Source organism: Amycolatopsis sp. cmx-4-83 (assembly GCF_046548815.1).
GTDB lineage: Bacteria > Actinomycetota > Actinomycetes > Mycobacteriales > Pseudonocardiaceae > Amycolatopsis > Amycolatopsis pretoriensis_A.
Genome location: NZ_JAEBEF010000005.1, coordinates 496,483 through 514,299, shown reverse-complemented (window position 1 = coordinate 514,299; position 17,817 = coordinate 496,483). Strand labels below are relative to the sequence as shown.

General features: G+C 70.6%; 15 protein-coding genes. 8 read left to right on the top strand and 7 right to left on the bottom strand.

The genetic code is table 11. The features are described from left to right. Nucleotides 1-276 precede the first annotated feature (276 nt). The gene (locus ACLJQM_RS18205; protein WP_247018875.1) at nucleotides 277-1,458 is read left to right on the top strand and encodes an NADP-dependent malic enzyme; all 1,182 of its coding nucleotides are present in this window, start codon (nucleotides 277-279) and stop codon (nucleotides 1,456-1,458) included. Nucleotides 1,459-1,584: 126 nt separating this feature from the next. Here the strand turns inward: ACLJQM_RS18205 and ACLJQM_RS18200 are convergent, their stop codons facing one another. Beyond that, nucleotides 1,585-2,994, bottom strand: coding sequence for a bis-aminopropyl spermidine synthase family protein (locus tag ACLJQM_RS18200; RefSeq protein ID WP_410632105.1), 1,410 nt, complete (start codon nucleotides 2,992-2,994; stop codon nucleotides 1,585-1,587). Between the two features lie 93 nt (nucleotides 2,995-3,087). Between ACLJQM_RS18200 and ACLJQM_RS18195 the strand changes: the two genes are divergently transcribed. The 4 genes from ACLJQM_RS18195 to ACLJQM_RS18180 are packed head-to-tail and all read left to right on the top strand — an operon-like array spanning nucleotide 3,088 to nucleotide 6,402. Then, a complete protein-coding gene (locus ACLJQM_RS18195; protein ID WP_360765087.1) occupies nucleotides 3,088-4,173 on the top strand; it encodes an ABC transporter ATP-binding protein in 1,086 nt (361 codons plus the stop codon). Then, nucleotides 4,170-4,838 carry an ABC transporter permease gene (locus tag ACLJQM_RS18190; protein WP_410632104.1) on the top strand — a complete coding sequence of 223 codons (669 nt, stop codon included), beginning with the start codon at nucleotides 4,170-4,172 and terminating at the stop codon, nucleotides 4,836-4,838. The genes ACLJQM_RS18195 and ACLJQM_RS18190 overlap by 4 nt, the downstream gene beginning before the upstream one ends. Next, a complete protein-coding gene (locus ACLJQM_RS18185) occupies nucleotides 4,835-5,518 on the top strand; it encodes an ABC transporter permease (protein ID WP_360765090.1) in 684 nt (227 codons plus the stop codon). Before ACLJQM_RS18190 ends, ACLJQM_RS18185 begins: the two co-directional genes overlap by 4 nt. Next, nucleotides 5,515-6,402, top strand: coding sequence for an ABC transporter substrate-binding protein (locus ACLJQM_RS18180; RefSeq protein ID WP_410632103.1), 888 nt, complete (start codon nucleotides 5,515-5,517; stop codon nucleotides 6,400-6,402). The genes ACLJQM_RS18185 and ACLJQM_RS18180 overlap by 4 nt, the downstream gene beginning before the upstream one ends. Here ACLJQM_RS18180 and ACLJQM_RS18175 read toward each other — a convergent pair. The 4 genes from ACLJQM_RS18175 to ACLJQM_RS18160 all read right to left on the bottom strand — a co-directional run bounded on the left by ACLJQM_RS18175 (nucleotide 6,399) and on the right by ACLJQM_RS18160 (nucleotide 9,912). Then, nucleotides 6,399-7,694, bottom strand: coding sequence for an erythromycin esterase family protein (locus ACLJQM_RS18175; protein WP_410632102.1), 1,296 nt, complete (start codon nucleotides 7,692-7,694; stop codon nucleotides 6,399-6,401). The genes ACLJQM_RS18180 and ACLJQM_RS18175 overlap by 4 nt on opposite strands. 71 nt (nucleotides 7,695-7,765) lie before the next feature. Continuing rightward, the gene (locus tag ACLJQM_RS18170; RefSeq protein ID WP_410632101.1) at nucleotides 7,766-8,371 is read right to left on the bottom strand and encodes a LysE family translocator; all 606 of its coding nucleotides are present in this window, start codon (nucleotides 8,369-8,371) and stop codon (nucleotides 7,766-7,768) included. 49 nt (nucleotides 8,372-8,420) lie between these two features. Next, nucleotides 8,421-9,380, bottom strand: a complete 960-nt coding sequence (locus ACLJQM_RS18165) for an LLM class flavin-dependent oxidoreductase (protein ID WP_410632100.1) — start codon at nucleotides 9,378-9,380, stop codon at nucleotides 8,421-8,423. A gap of 13 nt (nucleotides 9,381-9,393) precedes the next feature. Beyond that, nucleotides 9,394-9,912: a GNAT family N-acetyltransferase gene (locus ACLJQM_RS18160; protein ID WP_360765104.1), complete on the bottom strand. Its 519-nt coding sequence runs from the start codon at nucleotides 9,910-9,912 to the stop codon at nucleotides 9,394-9,396. Nucleotides 9,913-10,144: 232 nt separating this feature from the next. Between ACLJQM_RS18160 and ACLJQM_RS18155 the strand changes: the two genes are divergently transcribed. Together ACLJQM_RS18155 and ACLJQM_RS18150 are read left to right on the top strand one after the other, a co-directional pair. Further along, nucleotides 10,145-11,686 carry a S8 family peptidase gene (locus tag ACLJQM_RS18155; protein ID WP_410632099.1) on the top strand — a complete coding sequence of 514 codons (1,542 nt, stop codon included), beginning with the start codon at nucleotides 10,145-10,147 and terminating at the stop codon, nucleotides 11,684-11,686. 86 nt (nucleotides 11,687-11,772) lie between these two features. Next, on the top strand, nucleotides 11,773-12,477 hold the full coding sequence (locus ACLJQM_RS18150) for a hypothetical protein (protein ID WP_360765110.1): 705 nt from the start codon (nucleotides 11,773-11,775) through the stop codon (nucleotides 12,475-12,477). Between the two features lie 55 nt (nucleotides 12,478-12,532). On the opposite strand, the gene ACLJQM_RS18145 is transcribed toward ACLJQM_RS18150, so the two are convergent. Next, entirely contained in the window at nucleotides 12,533-16,240 is a 3,708-nt protein-coding gene (locus ACLJQM_RS18145) for a multifunctional oxoglutarate decarboxylase/oxoglutarate dehydrogenase thiamine pyrophosphate-binding subunit/dihydrolipoyllysine-residue succinyltransferase subunit (RefSeq protein ID WP_360765113.1), read from the bottom strand. A 258-nt stretch (nucleotides 16,241-16,498) separates the two neighbouring features. Between ACLJQM_RS18145 and ACLJQM_RS18140 the strand changes: the two genes are divergently transcribed. Continuing rightward, nucleotides 16,499-16,771, top strand: a complete 273-nt coding sequence (locus ACLJQM_RS18140) for a hypothetical protein (protein WP_370968450.1) — start codon at nucleotides 16,499-16,501, stop codon at nucleotides 16,769-16,771. 350 nt (nucleotides 16,772-17,121) lie between these two features. Here ACLJQM_RS18140 and ACLJQM_RS18135 read toward each other — a convergent pair whose 3' ends face one another. After that, nucleotides 17,122-17,658 (bottom strand): DUF4291 family protein, encoded by a 537-nt coding sequence (locus ACLJQM_RS18135; protein ID WP_410632098.1) that lies wholly within the window; start codon nucleotides 17,656-17,658, stop codon nucleotides 17,122-17,124. Between the last annotated feature and the right edge of the window lie 159 nt (nucleotides 17,659-17,817).

The following is a 17,817-nucleotide window of genomic DNA, read 5'->3' as shown; positions in this document are numbered from 1 at the left end:
GCACCGAGGGGTCCATGCCGCGACCGGACCTGTCACACTGATCGGACCGCCGCGTCCGCGGCCATCGCCAGACCCACGGCACCGATGGCCGACGTGACGCCTCGCCGACAGGCCGGCGCTACCGCGCTGGGCTGCCGTGCCGGGAATCACCACGGTGTCCCCTGTAGCCGTGGCCCCCCGCTCGCAGGCCCAGGAGAAATTCCAGTGACACACGTTCGATCCGCGAGTTCCGTCATTCCCACTGGACGAATGACGGAAACGACGACAGGAAACCCCATGAGCGACCCCACCGGCGCCGTCGCGCCGGTCACCGACGAAGAGATCTTCACCGGGCACGAGGGCGGCAAGCTCTCGGTGGCGGCCACGCGCCCCATCTCCAGCCCGCGTGACCTTTCGATCGCGTACACCCCGGGTGTGGCGAAGGTGAGCCGCGCGATCGCCGAGGACGCGGCCAAGGCCAAGCGGTACACGTGGGCGGACCGGCTGGTCGTCGTGGTCAGCGACGGGACGGCGGTGCTCGGCCTCGGCGACATCGGCGCGAGCGCGTCGCTGCCGGTCATGGAGGGCAAGTCGGTCCTCTTCAAGACGTTCGGCGGGCTCGACTCGATCCCGCTGGTGCTGGACACCACCGACGTCGACGAGATCGTCGAGACGCTGGTGCGGCTGCGGCCGTCCTACGGGGCCGTCAACCTGGAGGACGTTTCCGCGCCGCGGTGCTTCGAGCTGGAGGACAAGCTCAAGGAAGCGCTGGACTGCCCGGTCATGCACGACGACCAGCACGGCACGGCCATCGTCACGCTGGCCGCGCTGCGCGGCGCCAACCTGGTGCTCGACCGCGCGATCGCCGACCAGCGCGTCGTCGTCTCCGGGGCCGGCGCGGCGGGGGTCGCCTGCGCCAAGATCCTGCGGGAAGCCGGCATCGGCGACGTCACCGTCCTCGACTCGCGCGGCATCATCCACGACGGCCGCGACGGCCTGAACCCGGTCAAGCAGCGCCTGGCGCAGACGACGAACAAGGCGGGCCTGCGCGGCGGGCTCGCCGAGGCGCTCGAAGGCGCGGACGTGTTCCTCGGCCTGTCCGGCGCGACGATCGACGAGTCGCTGCTGGGCCGCATGGCCGGCGGCGGCATCGTGTTCGCGCTGTCGAACCCGGACCCGGAGGTGCACCCGGAGGTCGCGGCGCGCTACGCGTCGATCGTGGCCACCGGCCGCAGCGACTTCCCGAACCAGATCAACAACGTGCTGGCGTTCCCGGGCGTCTTCCGCGGCGCGCTGGACTCCGGCGCGCGGGCGATCACGGAGAACATGAAGCTGGCGGCCGCCGAGGCGATCGTCTCGGTCGCGACCGACGACCTGGGCCCGGACCGCATCGTCCCGAGCCCGCTCGACCCGCGGGTGGCCCCGGAGGTCGCGGCGGCGGTGGCGAAGGCCGCGGAAGCCGACGGCGTCACAGCCTGACCCTCGCCGCTCCCGAGGGCGGCACTTTCATAGGGAAAGCTGCGCTTTGAACCGCAAAGCGGCACTTTCCCTATGAAAGTGCCGCTTTGTGCCGCAAACCCGCACTTTCACGTGAAAGTGCGGGTCTCAACCCAAGAGCTGGGCGAGGCGGTGGCGGGGGACGTCGACCAGGCGCAGGTCCACGAGGTCTTCGGGGACGTCGAGCGAGACGTTCGCCAGCCGGGCGTGCGCGCGGGTCAGCACCTCGTCCTGGTGCTCGACGGCGTCCGCGACGACCACCGCGTGCCGGTTGTCCGGGGTACTGCGCAGGTACCGCAGCGCGTACTTCCCCCGGACGAGTGAAGCGAGCGCCTCCTGCGACGCCTGGTCCGCGAGGTCCGGGTGCGCGTTCGGGACCAGCAGCGCCAGGCGGCGGGCGTTCGTGCCCAGCAGCGTGCGCAGCAGCCACGGGCCCGGGTCGCCGGTGAGGTCCATCGCGATCGCGTCGCCCTCGGGGCCGGAGCCCGACCAGTCCACCGGCCGCGACTCCAGCGCGAGCCCGCCGGCGGCCGCGATCTCCTTCAGCTTCTCCACCAGCGCCGGCTTCGTGCCCGCCGCCTCGACCGACTGCGGGCCGTGCGTGTAGATCGCCTTGGCACCGCGAACCTTCTTGGCCTTCGCCGTCGGCTGGCAGACGTACAGGTCGGCCGCGCTGCCGATCGCCTGCGCGCCGAAGTAGCGGTTGAAGCCGGGCAGGATCGCCTGGTACGTCAGCCCGAGCGTGGCCAGCGACCGCTGCACCTGCGCGCCCAGCGCCGGGTGGCGCGGGCTGTAGCCGTAGGCCAGCAGCAGCCGTCCCTCGCTCGGCTCCCGCAGCGCCTGCACCCCGCGCGTGGCGAACAGGCCCATGCCTTCGGGCGTGTACGGCGGATCGCTGAACACCAGGTCGAACCGGCCGGTGAAGGCCGGGGGCAGGCCGACGCGCAGGTCCGTGTGCGCGGTCGCGATGCCGCGCTCACCGCGGTCGTCCAGGTAGGCGAGCACGCGCTCGTCGAGGTCGACGACCGTGAGCGACGCCGACGGGCAGACCGCCCGTACCGCCAGCGACGTCAGGTCGTGGTCGCCGAGGAAGAGCACCCGCGCCGAGGCGAGGTCGTAGTGCGCGTCCAGCCACAGTGCCCGGCGCAGCACGGTTTCCGGCGTGGCCTGCACGTGGTCGAGCGCGGCCAGCGGCGCGGGCACCTCGGCCACCCACTCGGCGATCTTCGGCAGCAGTTCGTGCCCCGCGACGGCCTCGTCGAGCGGGTCGCCGTAGCGGGGGGCGCTGTACCGCAGGTACGACGCGGCGACGCCGGGGGCGATCCGCAGCCGGTCGCCGCTGCGGTCGAGGTCGTCGCCGAGCGCGGTCAGGACGTCCTCCACGCTGCGCCGCGGCGCCGTGGACAGCCGCACCAGCTCGCCGAGGTCGTGGTCGCCGGTGCGCAGGAGGTCGATGACGCGGTACAGCGGGCGGACGCCGACGCCGTGCGCGGCGAGGACGTCGTCTAGTGCGCTCACGGGCTCTGAGCGTAGTCACCACCCTGCGGAACAGCGTGCCAACCACCGCCGACTCGGCTACGGTCGGAACCGACCGGGACATGGGGAGTGGCAGTGACCATCGAATTCCGCGACGTGACCAAGCAGTATCCGGATGGGACGGTCGCCGTCGACAAGCTGAACCTGACGGTCGAGGACGGCACGATCACCGTGTTCGTCGGCCCGTCCGGCTGTGGCAAGACGACGTCGCTGCGGATGATCAACCGGATGGTCGAGCCGACCGGCGGGCAGGTGCTGCTCGACGGTAAGGACGTCGCCGAGGGTGACCCGGCGCTGCTGCGCCGCGGCATCGGCTACGTCATCCAGCACGCCGGGCTCTTTCCCCATCGGACGGTGCTGGACAACATCGCCACCGTGCCGCTGCTTTCGGGCTGGGACAAGGCGAAGGCGCGCCAGCGGGCCGCCGAGCTGCTCGAGATCATCGGGCTGCCGGCCGAGCTCGGCAAGCGGTACCCGGCGCAGCTTTCGGGCGGCCAGCAGCAGCGCGTCGGCGTCGCCCGCGCGCTCGCCGCGGACTCGCCGGTGCTGCTGATGGACGAGCCGTTCTCCGCCGTCGACCCGATCGTGCGCGAAGACCTGCAGAACGAGCTGCTGCGGCTGCAGTCGCAGCTCGGCAAGACCATCGTGTTCGTCACGCACGACATCGACGAGGCCGTCCGGCTCGGCGACAAGGTCGCGGTGATGCGCGTCGGCGGCAAGCTCGCCCAGTACGGCACGCCCGCCGACGTGCTGCGGCACCCGGTGGACGACTTCGTGGCGTCCTTCGTCGGCCGCGACCGCGGCTACCGCGGCCTGTCCTTCCTCTCCGCCGAAGGCGTCGAGATCAAGGAGATCGAGCTCGTCGAGATCGGTTCGCCGGTGCCCGCGAGCGACGGCTGGCGGCTCGGCGTCAACACCGACAAGCAACCCCGCGGCTGGCTGGCGCCGAACTCCACAGTGGACGGCTCACTGTCCGAAGAGGACCTCGTGGCCGGCGGCTCGCTGTGGATCCACGGCACCCCGATCCGCGGCGCGCTCGACGCGGCCCTGTCGTCCCCGGCCAGCCTCGGCGTGGTCGTCGACGAAGACCACCGCGTGCTCGGCGGCGTCGTCGCCCGGCAGGTCCTGGACGTGATCGAGGCCACGCCGCAGGCGTCATGAGCTTTTTCGACGAGCTCGGGCGGTACCTGAGCAGCGCGAACAACCGCGTCCAGGTCCTCGGCGACCTGGGCGACCACGTGTACCTGGCGCTGCTCCCGCTGGTGCTCGGCATCGTGCTGGCGATCGCGGCGGGCTGGGTCGGCCACCGCTGGCAGCCCGTGCGCCAGGTCCTCATGGTGCTCGCGAACCTGCTCTACACGATCCCGTCGCTCGCGCTGTTCGTCGTGATCCCCGGCCTGATCGGGTCGAAGATCCTCGACAGCGTCAACGTCGTCGTCGCGCTGACGATCTACACCACGGCGCTGCTGGTCCGCCCGGTGCTCGACGCGCTGGACGCGGTGCCGCCGTCGGTGATCGCCGCGGCCACGGCGGTGGGCTACAAGCCGCTGCGCAAGTTCTTCGCCGTCGAGCTGCCGCTGTCGGTGCCGGTGCTCGCGGCCGACGTGCGGGTGGCGTCGGTGAGCAACATCAGCCTGGTCAGCGTCGGCGCGCTGATCGGCACCGGCGGCCTCGGCGTGCTGTTCACCGACGGCTTCCAGCGCGAGTACTTCTCGCCGATCGTCGTCGGCATCGTGCTGACGCTGCTGCTCGCGCTCGTCGTCGACCTGGTCCTCGTGGGGATCCGGAACCTGCTGACACCGTGGGAACGGGTGACTGCCGCATGATCACCGACCTCTTCCACTGGTTCGGCGACCCGGCGCACTGGTCCGGGCCGGACGGCATCCCGCAGCGGTTGCTGGAGCACTTGGGCTACGTCGTGCTGTCCCTGGTGATCGCGCTGGTCATCGCTGTCCCGTTGGGACTGTTCGTCGGCCACACCGGACGCGGCGGCGTCGCTTTGGTGAGCGCGGGCAACGCGATCCGCGCGCTGCCGACGCTGGGGCTCGTCACGTTCCTGTTCCTGCTGTTCACCGAAAGCGTCACCTCGACGATCATCGGGCTCGTCGTGCTGGCCGTGCCGCCGATCCTGGCCGGGACCTACGCCGGGCTGCAGGCCACCGACCACGGCGTGGTCGACGCGGCCGAGGGCGTCGGGATGACCGGCTGGCAGCGGCTCTGGAAGGTCGAGGTGCCGATCTCGCTGCCGCTCGTGCTGGGCGGCATCCGCAACGCCGTGCTGCAGCTCGTGGCGACGGCCGCGGTGGCCGCGTACGTCGGACTCGGTGGCCTGGGCCGGTTCCTGCTCGACGGACTGGCCATTTTGGACTATTCCGAGGTGATCGCGGGCGCGCTGCTGACGACGTTGCTCGCGATCGTCCTGGACGTGCTCTTCGCGTTGCTGAACCGGGCGTTGGTGCCCCGGGGCGTCCGGCTCGCGGCGGCGGTGAAGAAGGTGACGGCGTGAAACGACTGGGTCTGCTGGCCGCGGCCTTGGTCTTGCTGGCCGGCTGCGGCAACCCCCTGGCGGGCGGCGGCGAGGGCGGGTCGAACGGCGACATCATCATCGGCGCGTCCGACGTCGGCGAAAGCCTTTTGCTGGCCCAGATCTACGCCGGCGCGCTCACGAACGCGGGCGCGTCGAACGTCACCGTGCGGCCGCCGGTCGGCAGCCGCGAGGTCGTCGTCAAGGCGCTGCAGGACAAATCGCTGTCGGTGGTGCCGGACTACAGCGGGAACCTGTTGCGGTACTTCGACAAGGACACGCAGGCGACGACGTCGCAGGACGTCTACGCGCAGCTCCGCCAGAAGATCCCGCCGGGTTTCGAGGTGCTGGCCCAAGCGCCGGCCGAGGACAAGGACTTGCTGGTCGTCGGCCCGCAGCTGGCGGCGAGCGGCGTGAAGACGTTCTCGGACCTGGGAAAGCGCTGCGGCGAGCTGGTGTTCGGCGGCCCGGGCCAGTGGAGCAGCCGCTGGAAGGACAAGATCAAGTCGTTGTACGGCTGCGAGTTCAAGGAGATCCGCACGACCGACACCGGCGGCCCGGTGACGGTGGCGGCGTTGAAGTCCGGCGAAGTCCAGGTGGCGGACCTGTTCAGCACGTCGTCGACGATCACCGCGAACGGTTTCGTGCCGTTGGTCGACGACAAGAACATGTTCCCGGCGCAGAACATCGTGCCGTTGGTGGCACGCGGCACGCTGTCCCCCGGCGAGGTCTCGGCGCTGAACCGCGTGTCGGCGGCGCTGACCACCGAACAGCTCACGCGGCTCAACGTCGAGTTCACCGAGGAGAAGCGCAACCCGCTGGACATCGCGGAAGACTTCCTGGCGCGCAACAACTTGCGGTCTTAGGCCGCCTTCGCCGCACTTACCTCGTGCAGGTGCACGACGACGTCGAACGACCGCGCGAGCGCGATCCCTTCCGGTTCCGCGGGGAACTGCGTGCCGATGTTCCACGTCGGCCGCGCGACCCCGAGCCAGGCGCGGGCGGCGGCCGGTGCGGTGCGGGCGTCGAAGTAGTAGTCGCGGTACGGCACCCGGTCCAGGGTGTGTTCGTTCGAGCCGGGTGCGGCCGGGGGCACGCTGAACCGCTTCCAGTCGCCGCCGATCGCGGTGTCCTTCGACAGGAAGGCGCCGCGGTCGAACGTCATCGCGATGGCGACGTAGTCCTTCCCGAGCCGGTCGCGCAGGAACGACCCCTGGGTCTTCGGGTAGAGCGCCGGGTTGCCCGCGGCGTAACCGACGTGGTCGTTGTGCGCCGACACCAGCACCTTCTGGCCGGTGTGCTGCCGCCACCAGAGGACGTTGCGGGCCATCTCCTCGTCGCGGAAGCGTTCCATCGCGGCGAGGGCGGCCGGGTCGGTCAGGTCGACGGTCAGGAACTCCGTCGTCTTGGCGATCGACCGGGCGTTCTGCTCGGCCCATTCGGCGTTCGTCCCGTCGACGCCGTCGACGAGGTCGAACGCCTGGCGCGCGCGGTCGGCGAGGCGCCGGCGTTCGGCGAGGGGCTTGCCGAGGTAGGCGACGATGTCGTCGATCGGGCGCAGGCCGGTGTAGAGCTCGTCGAGTTGTTCGGCCTGGGCCGGAGCGTTCTCCCGCACGTACGCGGTCACCTTGCCGAAGAAGGCGTCGCTCAGGGTGGGGGCGCCGAGGTCGTCGCCGAGGAAGTGGACGGTCCGGCCGGGGTGCCGGCGGTTGTAGTCGCGCATCCACTCGACGAGGTGGACGAACTCCTCGCGATCCCACGGGGAATCGCGCAGTTCCTGCTTGAGGATCGTGCGCGCGTCGCCGGCGCCGGTCTGGAGGTACTCGTCGATCCGGAGCCCGGCGGACCAGCTCAGTTCGAGCGCGAAGGTGGTGAACCCGCGCTGTTCGACGAGCTGGCGGAAGAGCCGCTCCTTCATGGCGAAGAACTCGTGCGAGCCGTGGGTGGCTTCGCCGAGCCCGGCCACGGGGGCGTCGCCGATCATGGCGCCGAGCGCCCGGAGGTCGGCGGTGCTCCCGCCGGGTTCGGTGGTGCGGAGGGGATGGGCCGCCTGGGTCAGCGCGCGGACCGGGTCTCGCGGGGCCGCCTCCGCCGTCGCGGGGACGGCCGTCAGGGTGATCACCGCGGCGGCCAGCAGTGCCGTGCCTTTTCTTTTCATGGCACGAAGTTTGGCCGGATCATCCGGTCCGCGGCATGGGGTGCGCCGCCGGTTCCGGGGTAGCGCAGGCACTACCGGTCGACGGCCAGCTTCACACCGAGGCCGATGAAGATGCCTCCCGTGGCGACCTCGATCCGGCGCTGGTTCTTCTTCCGCCGCACCCATCCGCCGATCCGGCCGGCGAGTATTCCGACGGCGCCGTCGACAAGGAATTCGAAGACGATCAGGACGGCGCCGAGGATGGCGAACTGCAGCCAGAGGTGCCCGCGGGCCGGGTCGATGAACTGCGGGAGGAAGGCGATGGTGAAGGTGACCATCTTGGGGTTGAGCAGGTTGGTGAGCAGCCCGCTGAGGTAGGCACGGTCGGCCTTGCGCTCGACGAGCGGCTTCCGGTTCCGGATGGCTTGGACGCCGAGGTGGATGAGGTAGGCCGCCCCGCCGATCCGGACGGCGGTGAAGGCCACGGGCACGGCGGCGAAGAGCGCGGCCAGCCCGGCCGCGGCGACGGCGACGTGGATGGCCTCACTGGTGGCGACCCCGGCGGTGGCGAGCAGTCCGGCTTTGGGGCCGCCGCGCATGCCGCAACCGAGGATGAAGAGCATGTCCGGCCCGGGCACGACCATGGCGATGACGGTGGTGACGACGAAGGCCAGGAGGAGGTGCGGATCGACCGGCATGGGCCGATCCTGACACGCTCTCCGCGGGCGGCGAACTCCTTTTCGGCGGTCAGCTCCGCACAGCCGCCGCTACTCGGGCTGCGTCCTCGATGGCCTGCTCCGGGGGCTCCTCCGGCAGCGGCAGCAGCACCACCGACCCGCTCCCCGCTTCGTGGAGCGCCCGCACCGAAGCCACGCACTCCTCCAGCGAACCGCAGATCGCCAGCTTGCTCAGCCACTCCGGGCGCAGGCCCGCCGCCAGCTCGTCCACTGTGGACGCCGAATCGAGCAGCTCCAGCAGCTCCGCCGCGAACGGCAATCCCTCCACCTGGACCCGCGAACCCGGCGTCAACGACTCCGCCACCGTCCGGCGGGCCCGCTCGGCATCACCCAGCGCCAGCCAGTTGTACGTCACCACCGCGTGCGGGCCCGGCGCCGCGATGTCGGACAGCGCCGTTCGGACGAACTCGGGTGGGGACGGCTCCGCCAGGATCGTGCCGTCCGCCGTCGCGCCCGCGATCACCAGGGACTTCGGGCGGCGGACGCCCGCCAGCAGCGGGGGTGCGGACGACGGTGGGAACACCAGCTCGACCTCGTCCAGCGACACGTGCCGCCCGGTCATCGAGACCCGCTCGCCCGCGAGCAGCCGGCGGACCGCCACCAGGGTTTCCTCCAGCGCCGCCAGCTGCGACGCCGGGTAAGCGCCGATCTGGCGCATCCACGACGCGACGCCGTGGCCGAAGCCGCCGATCAGGCGGCCCGGGTGGAGCTCGGCCAGCGCTGCCAGCTCCATCGCCGCGATCGCCGGGTTGCGGGCCACCGCCGGGAGGACGCCGATGCCGACCTTGATCGTCGACGTCACCGCCAACGCGGTCGCGACCGTCGCGATGCCGGCCGCCCAGAAGCAGTCCTCGACCAGCCAGACTTCGTCCAGGCCGGCGGCCTCCGCCTGGCGGGCCAGCTCGACCAGCTTGGGCGGCGGCTGCTCGCGGTTGATCCGGACTCCCACGGACGTGGTCGGTGCGTACATCGGCGACTCCTGTTCAGATCCGCGAAAAAGCCGGCGCGTACTCGAACGCGCCGGCCTGGGTGGACTTGTACCCCGTCAGCGTCCGGGCCTGGAAGTGCTTGCTCCAGGCCGGATCCGGCGGGGTGATCGAGAGCGTCGACGCCGTCACGAAGCCGAAGCGCGTGTAGTAGGCCGGGTTGCCGAGCAGGACGACCAGGCCGTGGCCCAGCGCGTCCGCCGCGCCGAGGACCGTGTGCACCAGGGCCGAGCCGACACCACGAGCCTGGTGCGCGGGCAGCACGCCGAGCGGGCCGAGGCCGACCGCGGCCGTCGGGTCGCCGGCGATGCGGGCGCGGCTGCAGCACACGTGCCCGACGACCTCGCCGTCGTGGAGTGCCACCAGGGACAACGCGTCGACCAGGTCGCCGTCGGCTCTCAACTCGTCCACGAGCGGCGCCTCGCCCGGTGTCACGTCGGCCTCGCGCCGGAACGCTTCGCTGTGGACGCGGTGGATCGCGGCCTGGTCGGCGGGGGTCTCGCGGCGGATCAGCATGGCCGTCACCTTGCCGCGAACCGGCGCCGAGCGGAAATCGTTTTCGCGGGCAGACTTTGGTAGGGGACCGTTCGAGTGGTCTTGAACTGCGCAAACCGGACGATCTACCGATCTGGGCAGGGCGCGACCTAAAGTTCCGTCCACGTTCCACGTGAACGCGCTTCACGTCTCACCCCTGGCGACCCGGCGGCCGTGCACCGCCCGGTCGACCCTGCCCAGAAAGGGACGAACCATGCGTCTGCTGACCAGAATCGGTGCTATCGCCGCCGTTTCGGCGTTGACCGCCTTGAGCGGCAACGCCGTCGCGACGGCGAGCGAAGGAACGATCGTCGGGGCCGGCGGCGCCGACGCCGTCAAGGACAGCTACATCGTCGTCTTCAAGGACGGCACGGCCGCGGGGAGCAAGGCGAAGGAAGTCACGAGCCGCCACGGCGGCACGGTCGTCAGGACGTTCTCCGCGGCCCTGCGAGGCTTCACCGGCACGATGTCCGAGTCGCAGGCGAAGCGCATCGCGGCCGACCCCGCGGTGTCCACTGTGGAACAGAACAAGGTCGTGCGGGCGAGCGCCGACCAGCTGAACCCGCCGTCGTGGGGGCTGGACCGGGTCGACCAGCGGAACCTGCCGCTCGACCAGAAGTACAGCTACAGCACGACGGCGCCGAACGTGCACGCGTACGTGATCGACACCGGCATCAACCTCACCCACAGCACCTTCGGCGGGCGGGCGACGTCGGGCTACGACTTCGTCGACAACGACAGCAACGCCACCGACTGCCAGGGCCACGGCACGCACGTCGCCGGCACCATCGGCGGCTCGCAGTACGGCCTGGCCAAGGAGGTCAAGCTGGTCGCCGTGCGCGTGCTCAACTGCAGCGGCTCCGGCACGACGGCCGGCGTCATCTCCGGCGTCGACTGGGTGACGGCGAACGCGGTCAAACCCGCCGTCGCGAACATGAGCCTCGGCGGCGGTGCCTCCAGCACGCTCGACGCCGCGGTGCAGCGCTCGATTTCCGCGGGCATCACCTACGGCCTCGCGGCGGGCAACGACAACGGCGCCAACGCGTGCAACGGCTCCCCGGGCCGCGTCGCGGCGGGCATCACCGTCGGCGCGACGACGTCCACCGACGCCCGCGCGAGCTACTCCAACATCGGCACCTGCCTCGACATCTTCGCGCCGGGCAGCAGCATCACGTCGTCGTGGATCGGCAGCACCACCGCCACCAACACGATCAGCGGCACGTCGATGGCGACCCCGCACGTCGTCGGCGCGGCGGCGCTGTACCTGGCCGCCAACCCGGGCGCGACGCCGCAGCAGGTCCGCGACGCCCTCGTCGCGAACGGCACCACCGGCAAGGTGACGAACCCGGGCTCGGGCTCGCCGAACGTCCTGCTCTACACCGGTACCGGCACGACCCCGCCGCCGCCGACCTGCGGCACCGTCACCAACGGCACCGACGTGGCCATCCCCGACCGCGGCGCCGCGGTGACCAGCTCGGTCAGCGTCGCGGGCTGCAGTCGCAACGCGTCCGCGACGACGGCCGTGGAGGTCCACATCGTCCACACCTACGTCGGCGACCTGGTGATCGACCTGGTCGCCCCGGACGGGTCGGCGTACCGGCTGAAGAACTCCGGCAGCGACTCCTCGGACAACATCGACACGACCTACAGCGCGAACGTCTCGGGTGAAGCCGCGAACGGCACCTGGACGCTGCGGGTCCAGGACGTCGCCGCGGCCGACACCGGGCGCATCGACACCTGGTCGCTGACCGTCTGAGTGGTGCACCGCTGTGCGGTTTGCCCTGCTGTGTGGTTTGCCTGAAACGCCCGCCCCGGTCGCACGAATGGCCTAGTGTCCGGTTCGTGCAGCAAGGACCCCAGTACCCGTACCCCCAGCAGCCCCACCTCCAGCAGCAGTACCCCGGCTACCCGCCGCCGAAGTCCGGCGGGAAGACGGCGCTGGTGGTCGTGCTGGTCGTGGTCGGCGTGCTCGTCCTGGCCGGGGCGGGCGTCGGCGCGTTCTTCCTCCTCACAGCGGACGGCAAGGGGTCCACCGCCGCGCCGCCCACGACGTCCGCGAGCGGCGAGCCGGACAAGTACACGTCGTTGCCGCTCTGCAGCGAGGTCGGCAGCCGGATGAACAACCTGCCGCCCCTGTCGAGCGACGCCCCGGCCGAGCCGGCGACCACCTCGGACGACAAGATCCAGCTTTCGCAGCTGAGCTGCTCGTGGACGAAGTCGGGCTCGTCGTCCGGCACACTGTCGATGATGCTGGCGAAGTCGAACGAGCCGGGCTCGGGGAACGGTCCCGGGTACGCGAAGGCCGGCTACGACATCGAGGTGGAACGCGGCGCGAAGCCGATCAGCGAGAAGATCGGGAAGGCGACGAAGGCGGCGGACATCGACTACGGCTCCAGCGGCACCCTGCAGTGCGGGGTGCGGTTCTACCAGGGCAACGTCGATGCGACGGTGATCGTCACCGCAGCCGACCCGGCGGACCGGAACGTCGAACGCTGCCGTCGCAACGCCCACAGCCTGGCCAAGGCCGCTTCCGAATCGCTCAGCTGAACGGCGAAGGCCCCCGCACCGGAAAGTGCGGGGGCCTTCGCCGTGGCTCAAGCGATCAGTCGAACGCCTTCGAGATCAGCGCCTTCTGCTCGACCTCGTGCACCTTCGACGAACCCGCCGACGGGGCCGCCATCGGGCGGCGCGACACGACCTGCAGGCCCGAGAGCAGCTCCGGGAACTTCCGGGGCAGGTTCAGGCCGAAGAACGGCCACGCGCCCTGGTTTTCCGGCTCCTCCTGGACCCACGCGACCTGCTGCGCGTTCGAGTACCGCTCCAGCGCCGCGACCAGCTTCTTCTTCGGCAGCGGGTAGTACTGCTCGATCCGCACGATCGCGACGTCGTGCGCCTCGCGCTTCGTCCGCTCCGCGACCAGCTCCCAGTACAGCTTCCCGGAGGTCAGCAGCACCTTCCGGATCTTCGCCGGGTCCGGCGTGACGTCGTCGATGACCGACATGAACCGGCTCTCACCGGTGAAGTCCTCGGTCGGCGACGTGGCGGCCTTGTTGCGCAGCATCGACTTCGGCGTGAAGACCACCAGCGGGCGCTGGATGCCGTCGAGGGCGTGGCGGCGCAGCAGGTGGAAGTAGTTCGCCGGGGTGGACGGGACCGCCACCGTCATCGAGCCCTCCGCGCACAGCGAGAGGAAGCGCTCGATGCGGCCGGACGTGTGGTCCGGGCCCTGGCCCTCGTGGCCGTGCGGCAGCAGCAGCACGACGTCGGAGCGCTGGCCCCACTTGGCCTCGCCCGAGGAGATGTACTCGTCGATGACGGTCTGCGCGCCGTTGACGAAGTCACCGAACTGCGCTTCCCACATGACCAGCGACTCGGGGTTGGCGACCGAGTAGCCGTACTCGAAGCCGACGGCCGCGTACTCCGACAGCGCCGAGTCGTAGATCATCACGCGGCCCTGGCCCTCGGCCAGGTTCTGCAGCGGCGAGTACTCCTGGCCGGTCTTGCGGTCGATGAACACCGAGTGCCGCTGGGTGAACGTGCCGCGGCGGGAGTCCTGGCCGGACAGCCGGACGAGCCGGCTCTCCATCGCCAGCGACCCGAACGCGAGCAGCTCGCCGAACGCCCAGTCGATGTCGCCCTCGCGGGACATCTTGTGGCGCCGCTCCATGACCGGCTTGACGCGCGGGTGCGGGGTGAAGCCCTCGGGCACGTTCACGAAGGCGTCGCCGATGTGCTCCAGCGTCTCCTTGGTGATCGCGGTCGCGACCTTGGCCGGGACCTGCTGCTCCTCCTCGACCGAGGGGCTCGCCTTCGCCGGGTGCTTCTCCAGCTCCCGGACCTCGTTGAAGACGTGCTCCAGCTGGCTCGAGAAGTCGCGCAGCGCGGCTTCGGCCTCCTCGACGGAGATGTCACCGCGGCCGATCAGCGACTCGGTGTAGGTCTTCCGGACCGAGCGCTTGGTGTCGATGATGTCGTACATCGCCGGCTGCGTCATCGAGGGGTCGTCGCCCTCGTTGTGGCCGCGGCGGCGGTAGCAGATCAGGTCGATGACGACGTCCTTGTGGAACGCCTGCCGGTACTCGACGGCCAGCTTGGCCACCCAGTGGGCGGCTTCGGGGTCGTCGCCGTTCACGTGGAAGATCGGCGAGCCGATCATCTTCGCGACGTCGGTCGCGTACTGCGACGAGCGCGAGTGCTCCGGCGCGGTCGTGAAGCCGACCTGGTTGTTGACGATCACGTGCACGGTGCCGCCGGTGCGGTACCCGCGCAGCAGCGACAGGTTCAGCGTCTCGGCGACGACGCCCTGGCCCGCGAAGGCCGCGTCGCCGTGCATCAGGACCGGCAGCACGGTGTAGCCCTCGCCGCCCTTGTCCAGGAGGTCCTGCTTCGCGCGAACGATGCCCTCGAGGACCGGGTCGACGGTCTCCAGGTGCGACGGGTTCGCGGTCAGGGAGACCTTCGTCTCGCCGTCGCCGAACATGCGGAAGTACTTGCCCTCGGCACCGAGGTGGTACTTCACGTCACCGGAACCGTGCGCCTGGCCCGGGTCGAGGTTGCCCTCGAACTCCTGGAAGATCTGGCTGATCGGCTTGCCGACGATGTTGGCCAGCACGTTCAGGCGGCCGCGGTGCGGCATGCCGATGACGACCTCGTCGAGCTCGTGCTCGGCGGCCTTGTCCAGCAGCGTGTCGAGCAGCGGGATCGCCGTCTCGCCACCCTCGAGCGAGAAGCGCTTCTGGCCGACGTACTTGGTCTGCAGGAACGTCTCGAACGCCTCGGCGGCGTTCAGCTTCGAGAGCACGTACTTCTGGACCGCGGGGTCCGGCTTCTCGTGCGGGATCTCGACGCGCTCCTGGATCCAGCGGCGCTCCTCGGGGTCGAGGATGTGCGTGTACTCGATGCCGACCGTGCGGCAGTACGAGTTGCGCAGCACGCCCAGGATGTCGCGCAGCTTCATCCGCTCCTGGCCGGCGAAGCCGCCGACCGGGAACTCGCGGTCGAGGTCCCAGAGCGTCAGGCCGTGGGACAGGACGTCCAGGTCGGCGTGGCTGCGCTGGCGGTAGTTCAGCGGGTCGGTGTCGGCCATCAGGTGGCCGCGCATCCGGAACGCGTCGATGAGCTCGATCACGCGGGCGGTCTTGTCGACCGGGCCCTCGGGGATGTCGGCGACCCAGCGGATCGGCTCGTACGGCAGGCGCAGGCTGGTGAAGACGTCGTCGTAGAAGCCGTCTTCGCCGAGCAGCAGCTGGTGGATGCGCTTGAGGAACTCGCCGGACTCCGCGCCCTGGATGATGCGGTGGTCGTAGGTCGAGGTCAGCGTCATGATCTTGCTGATGCCGAGGTCGACCAGCGTCTTCTCGCTGGTGCCCTCGAACGCCGCCGGGTACTGCATGGCGCCGACGCCGATGATGGCGCCCTGCCCGGCCTGCAGGCGCGGCACCGAGTGGTTGGTGCCGATGCCGCCGGGGTTGGTCAGCGAGATCGTGGTGCCCGCGAAGTCGTCCGCGGTGAGCTTGTTGTTGCGGGCCTTCTTGACGATGTCCTCGTACGCCTGCCAGAACTGCAGGAACGACATGTCCTCGACGCCCTTGACCGAGGCCACGACGAGGTTGCGGGACCCGTCCTTGCCCTTCATGTCGATGGCGAGCCCGAAGTTGACGTGCTCCGGCGTGATCGCGAACGGCTTGCCGTCGATCTGCTGGTAGTGCCGGTTCAGGTTCGGGAAGTCCTTCAGCGCCCGCACCATGGCGTAGCCGATGAGGTGCGTGAAGGAGATCTTGCCGCCACGCGTGCGCTTGAGGTGGTTGTTGATGACGATGCGGTTGTCCGCCATCAGCTTGGCCGGGACCGCGCGCACGCTGGTCGCGGTGGGGACGCTCAGCGAGGCGTCCATGTTCTTGGCGATGGCCGCCGCGGCGCCTCGAAGCTGCTTCGACTCCGGCTCATCCTTCTTCGCGTCGGCCTTCGGCTCGGCCTTCGCGGCGGCGGCGGGCTTGGGAGCCGCCTTCGGCGCCGGCTTCGCGGGGGCCGGCGTCTTCGTGGGGGCCGCCTGCTTGGCCGCCGACTCCGCGTTCTGCACGGCCTTGGCCGAAGGCTGCGCCGCCGCCTGGCCGTTGGTGGCCGGCTTGGCTTCGGCCTGCTGCCGGGCGTTGTCCGCCTTGGCCTGCGCGTTCTGCGTCGGCTTGAAGTCCGCGAAGAAGTCGTGCCATGCGGCATCGACTGAAGAAGGGTCGGCGAGGAACTGGTCGTACATCTCCTCGACCAGCCACTCGTTGGGGCCGAATTGTGACGCAGGGCTGCTGCTGGACACGGCTGGGGCTCGCCTCTATCCGTCTCGATCTCGATCTTGAATCCGCTGATGCGCCTACCAGGCTAACCCCCTCGGTGACCGCGATGTGATGGAACCGGCCTGTGTGAGGCGTGGCGCACTAGGGGATCGGTCACTGACTCGATCAAGATGTGCTAAGGGAACCTTAAGCACTGGACCCGGTACAGGGTTCGCGGTGTCTTTTTTCCCGGTTCGCCCGGCTGCCGCCGCGCGTTCACCGCGACGGGTTCCCATGGCGGGATGTGGCTGGTCGAATGTCCGTCGTTCTGGGACCAGGGCCTGGTGAGGCCGCTGGTCACCGAGTCCGGCACGGTCGTGCTCCGGTGCGATTCGTGCCACGCGGTCTGGCCCACGCTGGCCGACTTCGAGGAGATGGAGTGGGTCGAGCCCGACGAGCCGGACTGGCTGGTCGGGGCGGGAGTCCACGTGCGGCCGGGAACGGTCCGGTGGGCGTCGCGGCCGGATGTGGAGGCGGCGGGGATGGGCTCGTTGAAGTGGCGGGCGCTGCCTTAGGGGCGGTGCGGGGCGGGCTGGGGGTGGCTCGCTGGGCGGTGGGTGTCGGTGTGGGGCGGGCCGGGGATGGCTCGCTGGGGTCGCCGGTGTCGGTGTGGCGGGCGCTGCCTTGGGAAGCAGTGTGGGTGGGCTGGGGTGGCTCGCTGGGTGGCCGGCGGCGGGCGCTGCCTTGGGAGGCAGTGTGAGGTGGGCCGGGGATGGCTCGCTGGGGTCGCCGGTGTCGGTGTGGCGGGCGCTGCCTCGGGTGGGCGCGGGTCGGCTGTCCCGGGGCGCTGCGGGGTGCTGCGCCGGGTCGGCGTGGCTCGCCGGGGGCCGTCGATGTCGGTGCGGCCGGGGCGGCGGGCGCTGGCTCAGCCGGTGGCTCCCACGTCCTTGGCGAGGTCTCCGCTCAGCGGGTACGGCGGCTCGTGGGGGACGAGCCGGACCGCCTTGTGGAGCTGGTCCGTCGCGAGGAGGCCGGCGATGTCGCGCACCACCGGGGTGATGTCGGTGATCGCTGTGATCCAGTCGCCGGTGTAGTGGTCGAGCGCTTCGGCGGTGAGGCCGATGCGGATCGCGTCGAAGTCGAGCACGGTGTGGTCGAGGTCTCGCTCCGCGTCCCACCGGGTGAGTACCGGGCCGGGGTGGGCGAGGGCCCACTCGAAGCCGTCGCGGGTGAGGTCGATCGCGAGGACGCGCTCGTGTCCGGGCTTGCTGCCGTTGCCGCTGTCGTAGGCCGCCCAGCGGAACGAAGGGTCGAGCCAGACGGTGCCCTCGAGGACCGCGAAGGTCTGTTTTTCGAGCGCGGCGTCGGCGACGGCGGGTGAGCACGCCTGGTAGACCCGGACGGTCGTCTCGGTCTGCGCGGCTCGGACCTGCCGGTCGGGGACTCGCTTCTCTTCGAACATGCCCGCCATGCTCCCAGCGCTCCGGGCCCGCGGCCACGAACTTTCGGCGTTCAGCCCACTGCCGGGACCGGTGGGGAGGGCCGCGGCCAGCGTGACGGCGGCCTGGGTGACCTGGTCGGCGCGGGCCGGCAGCCGCGCAGGGCAAAGTCGGCGCGGACG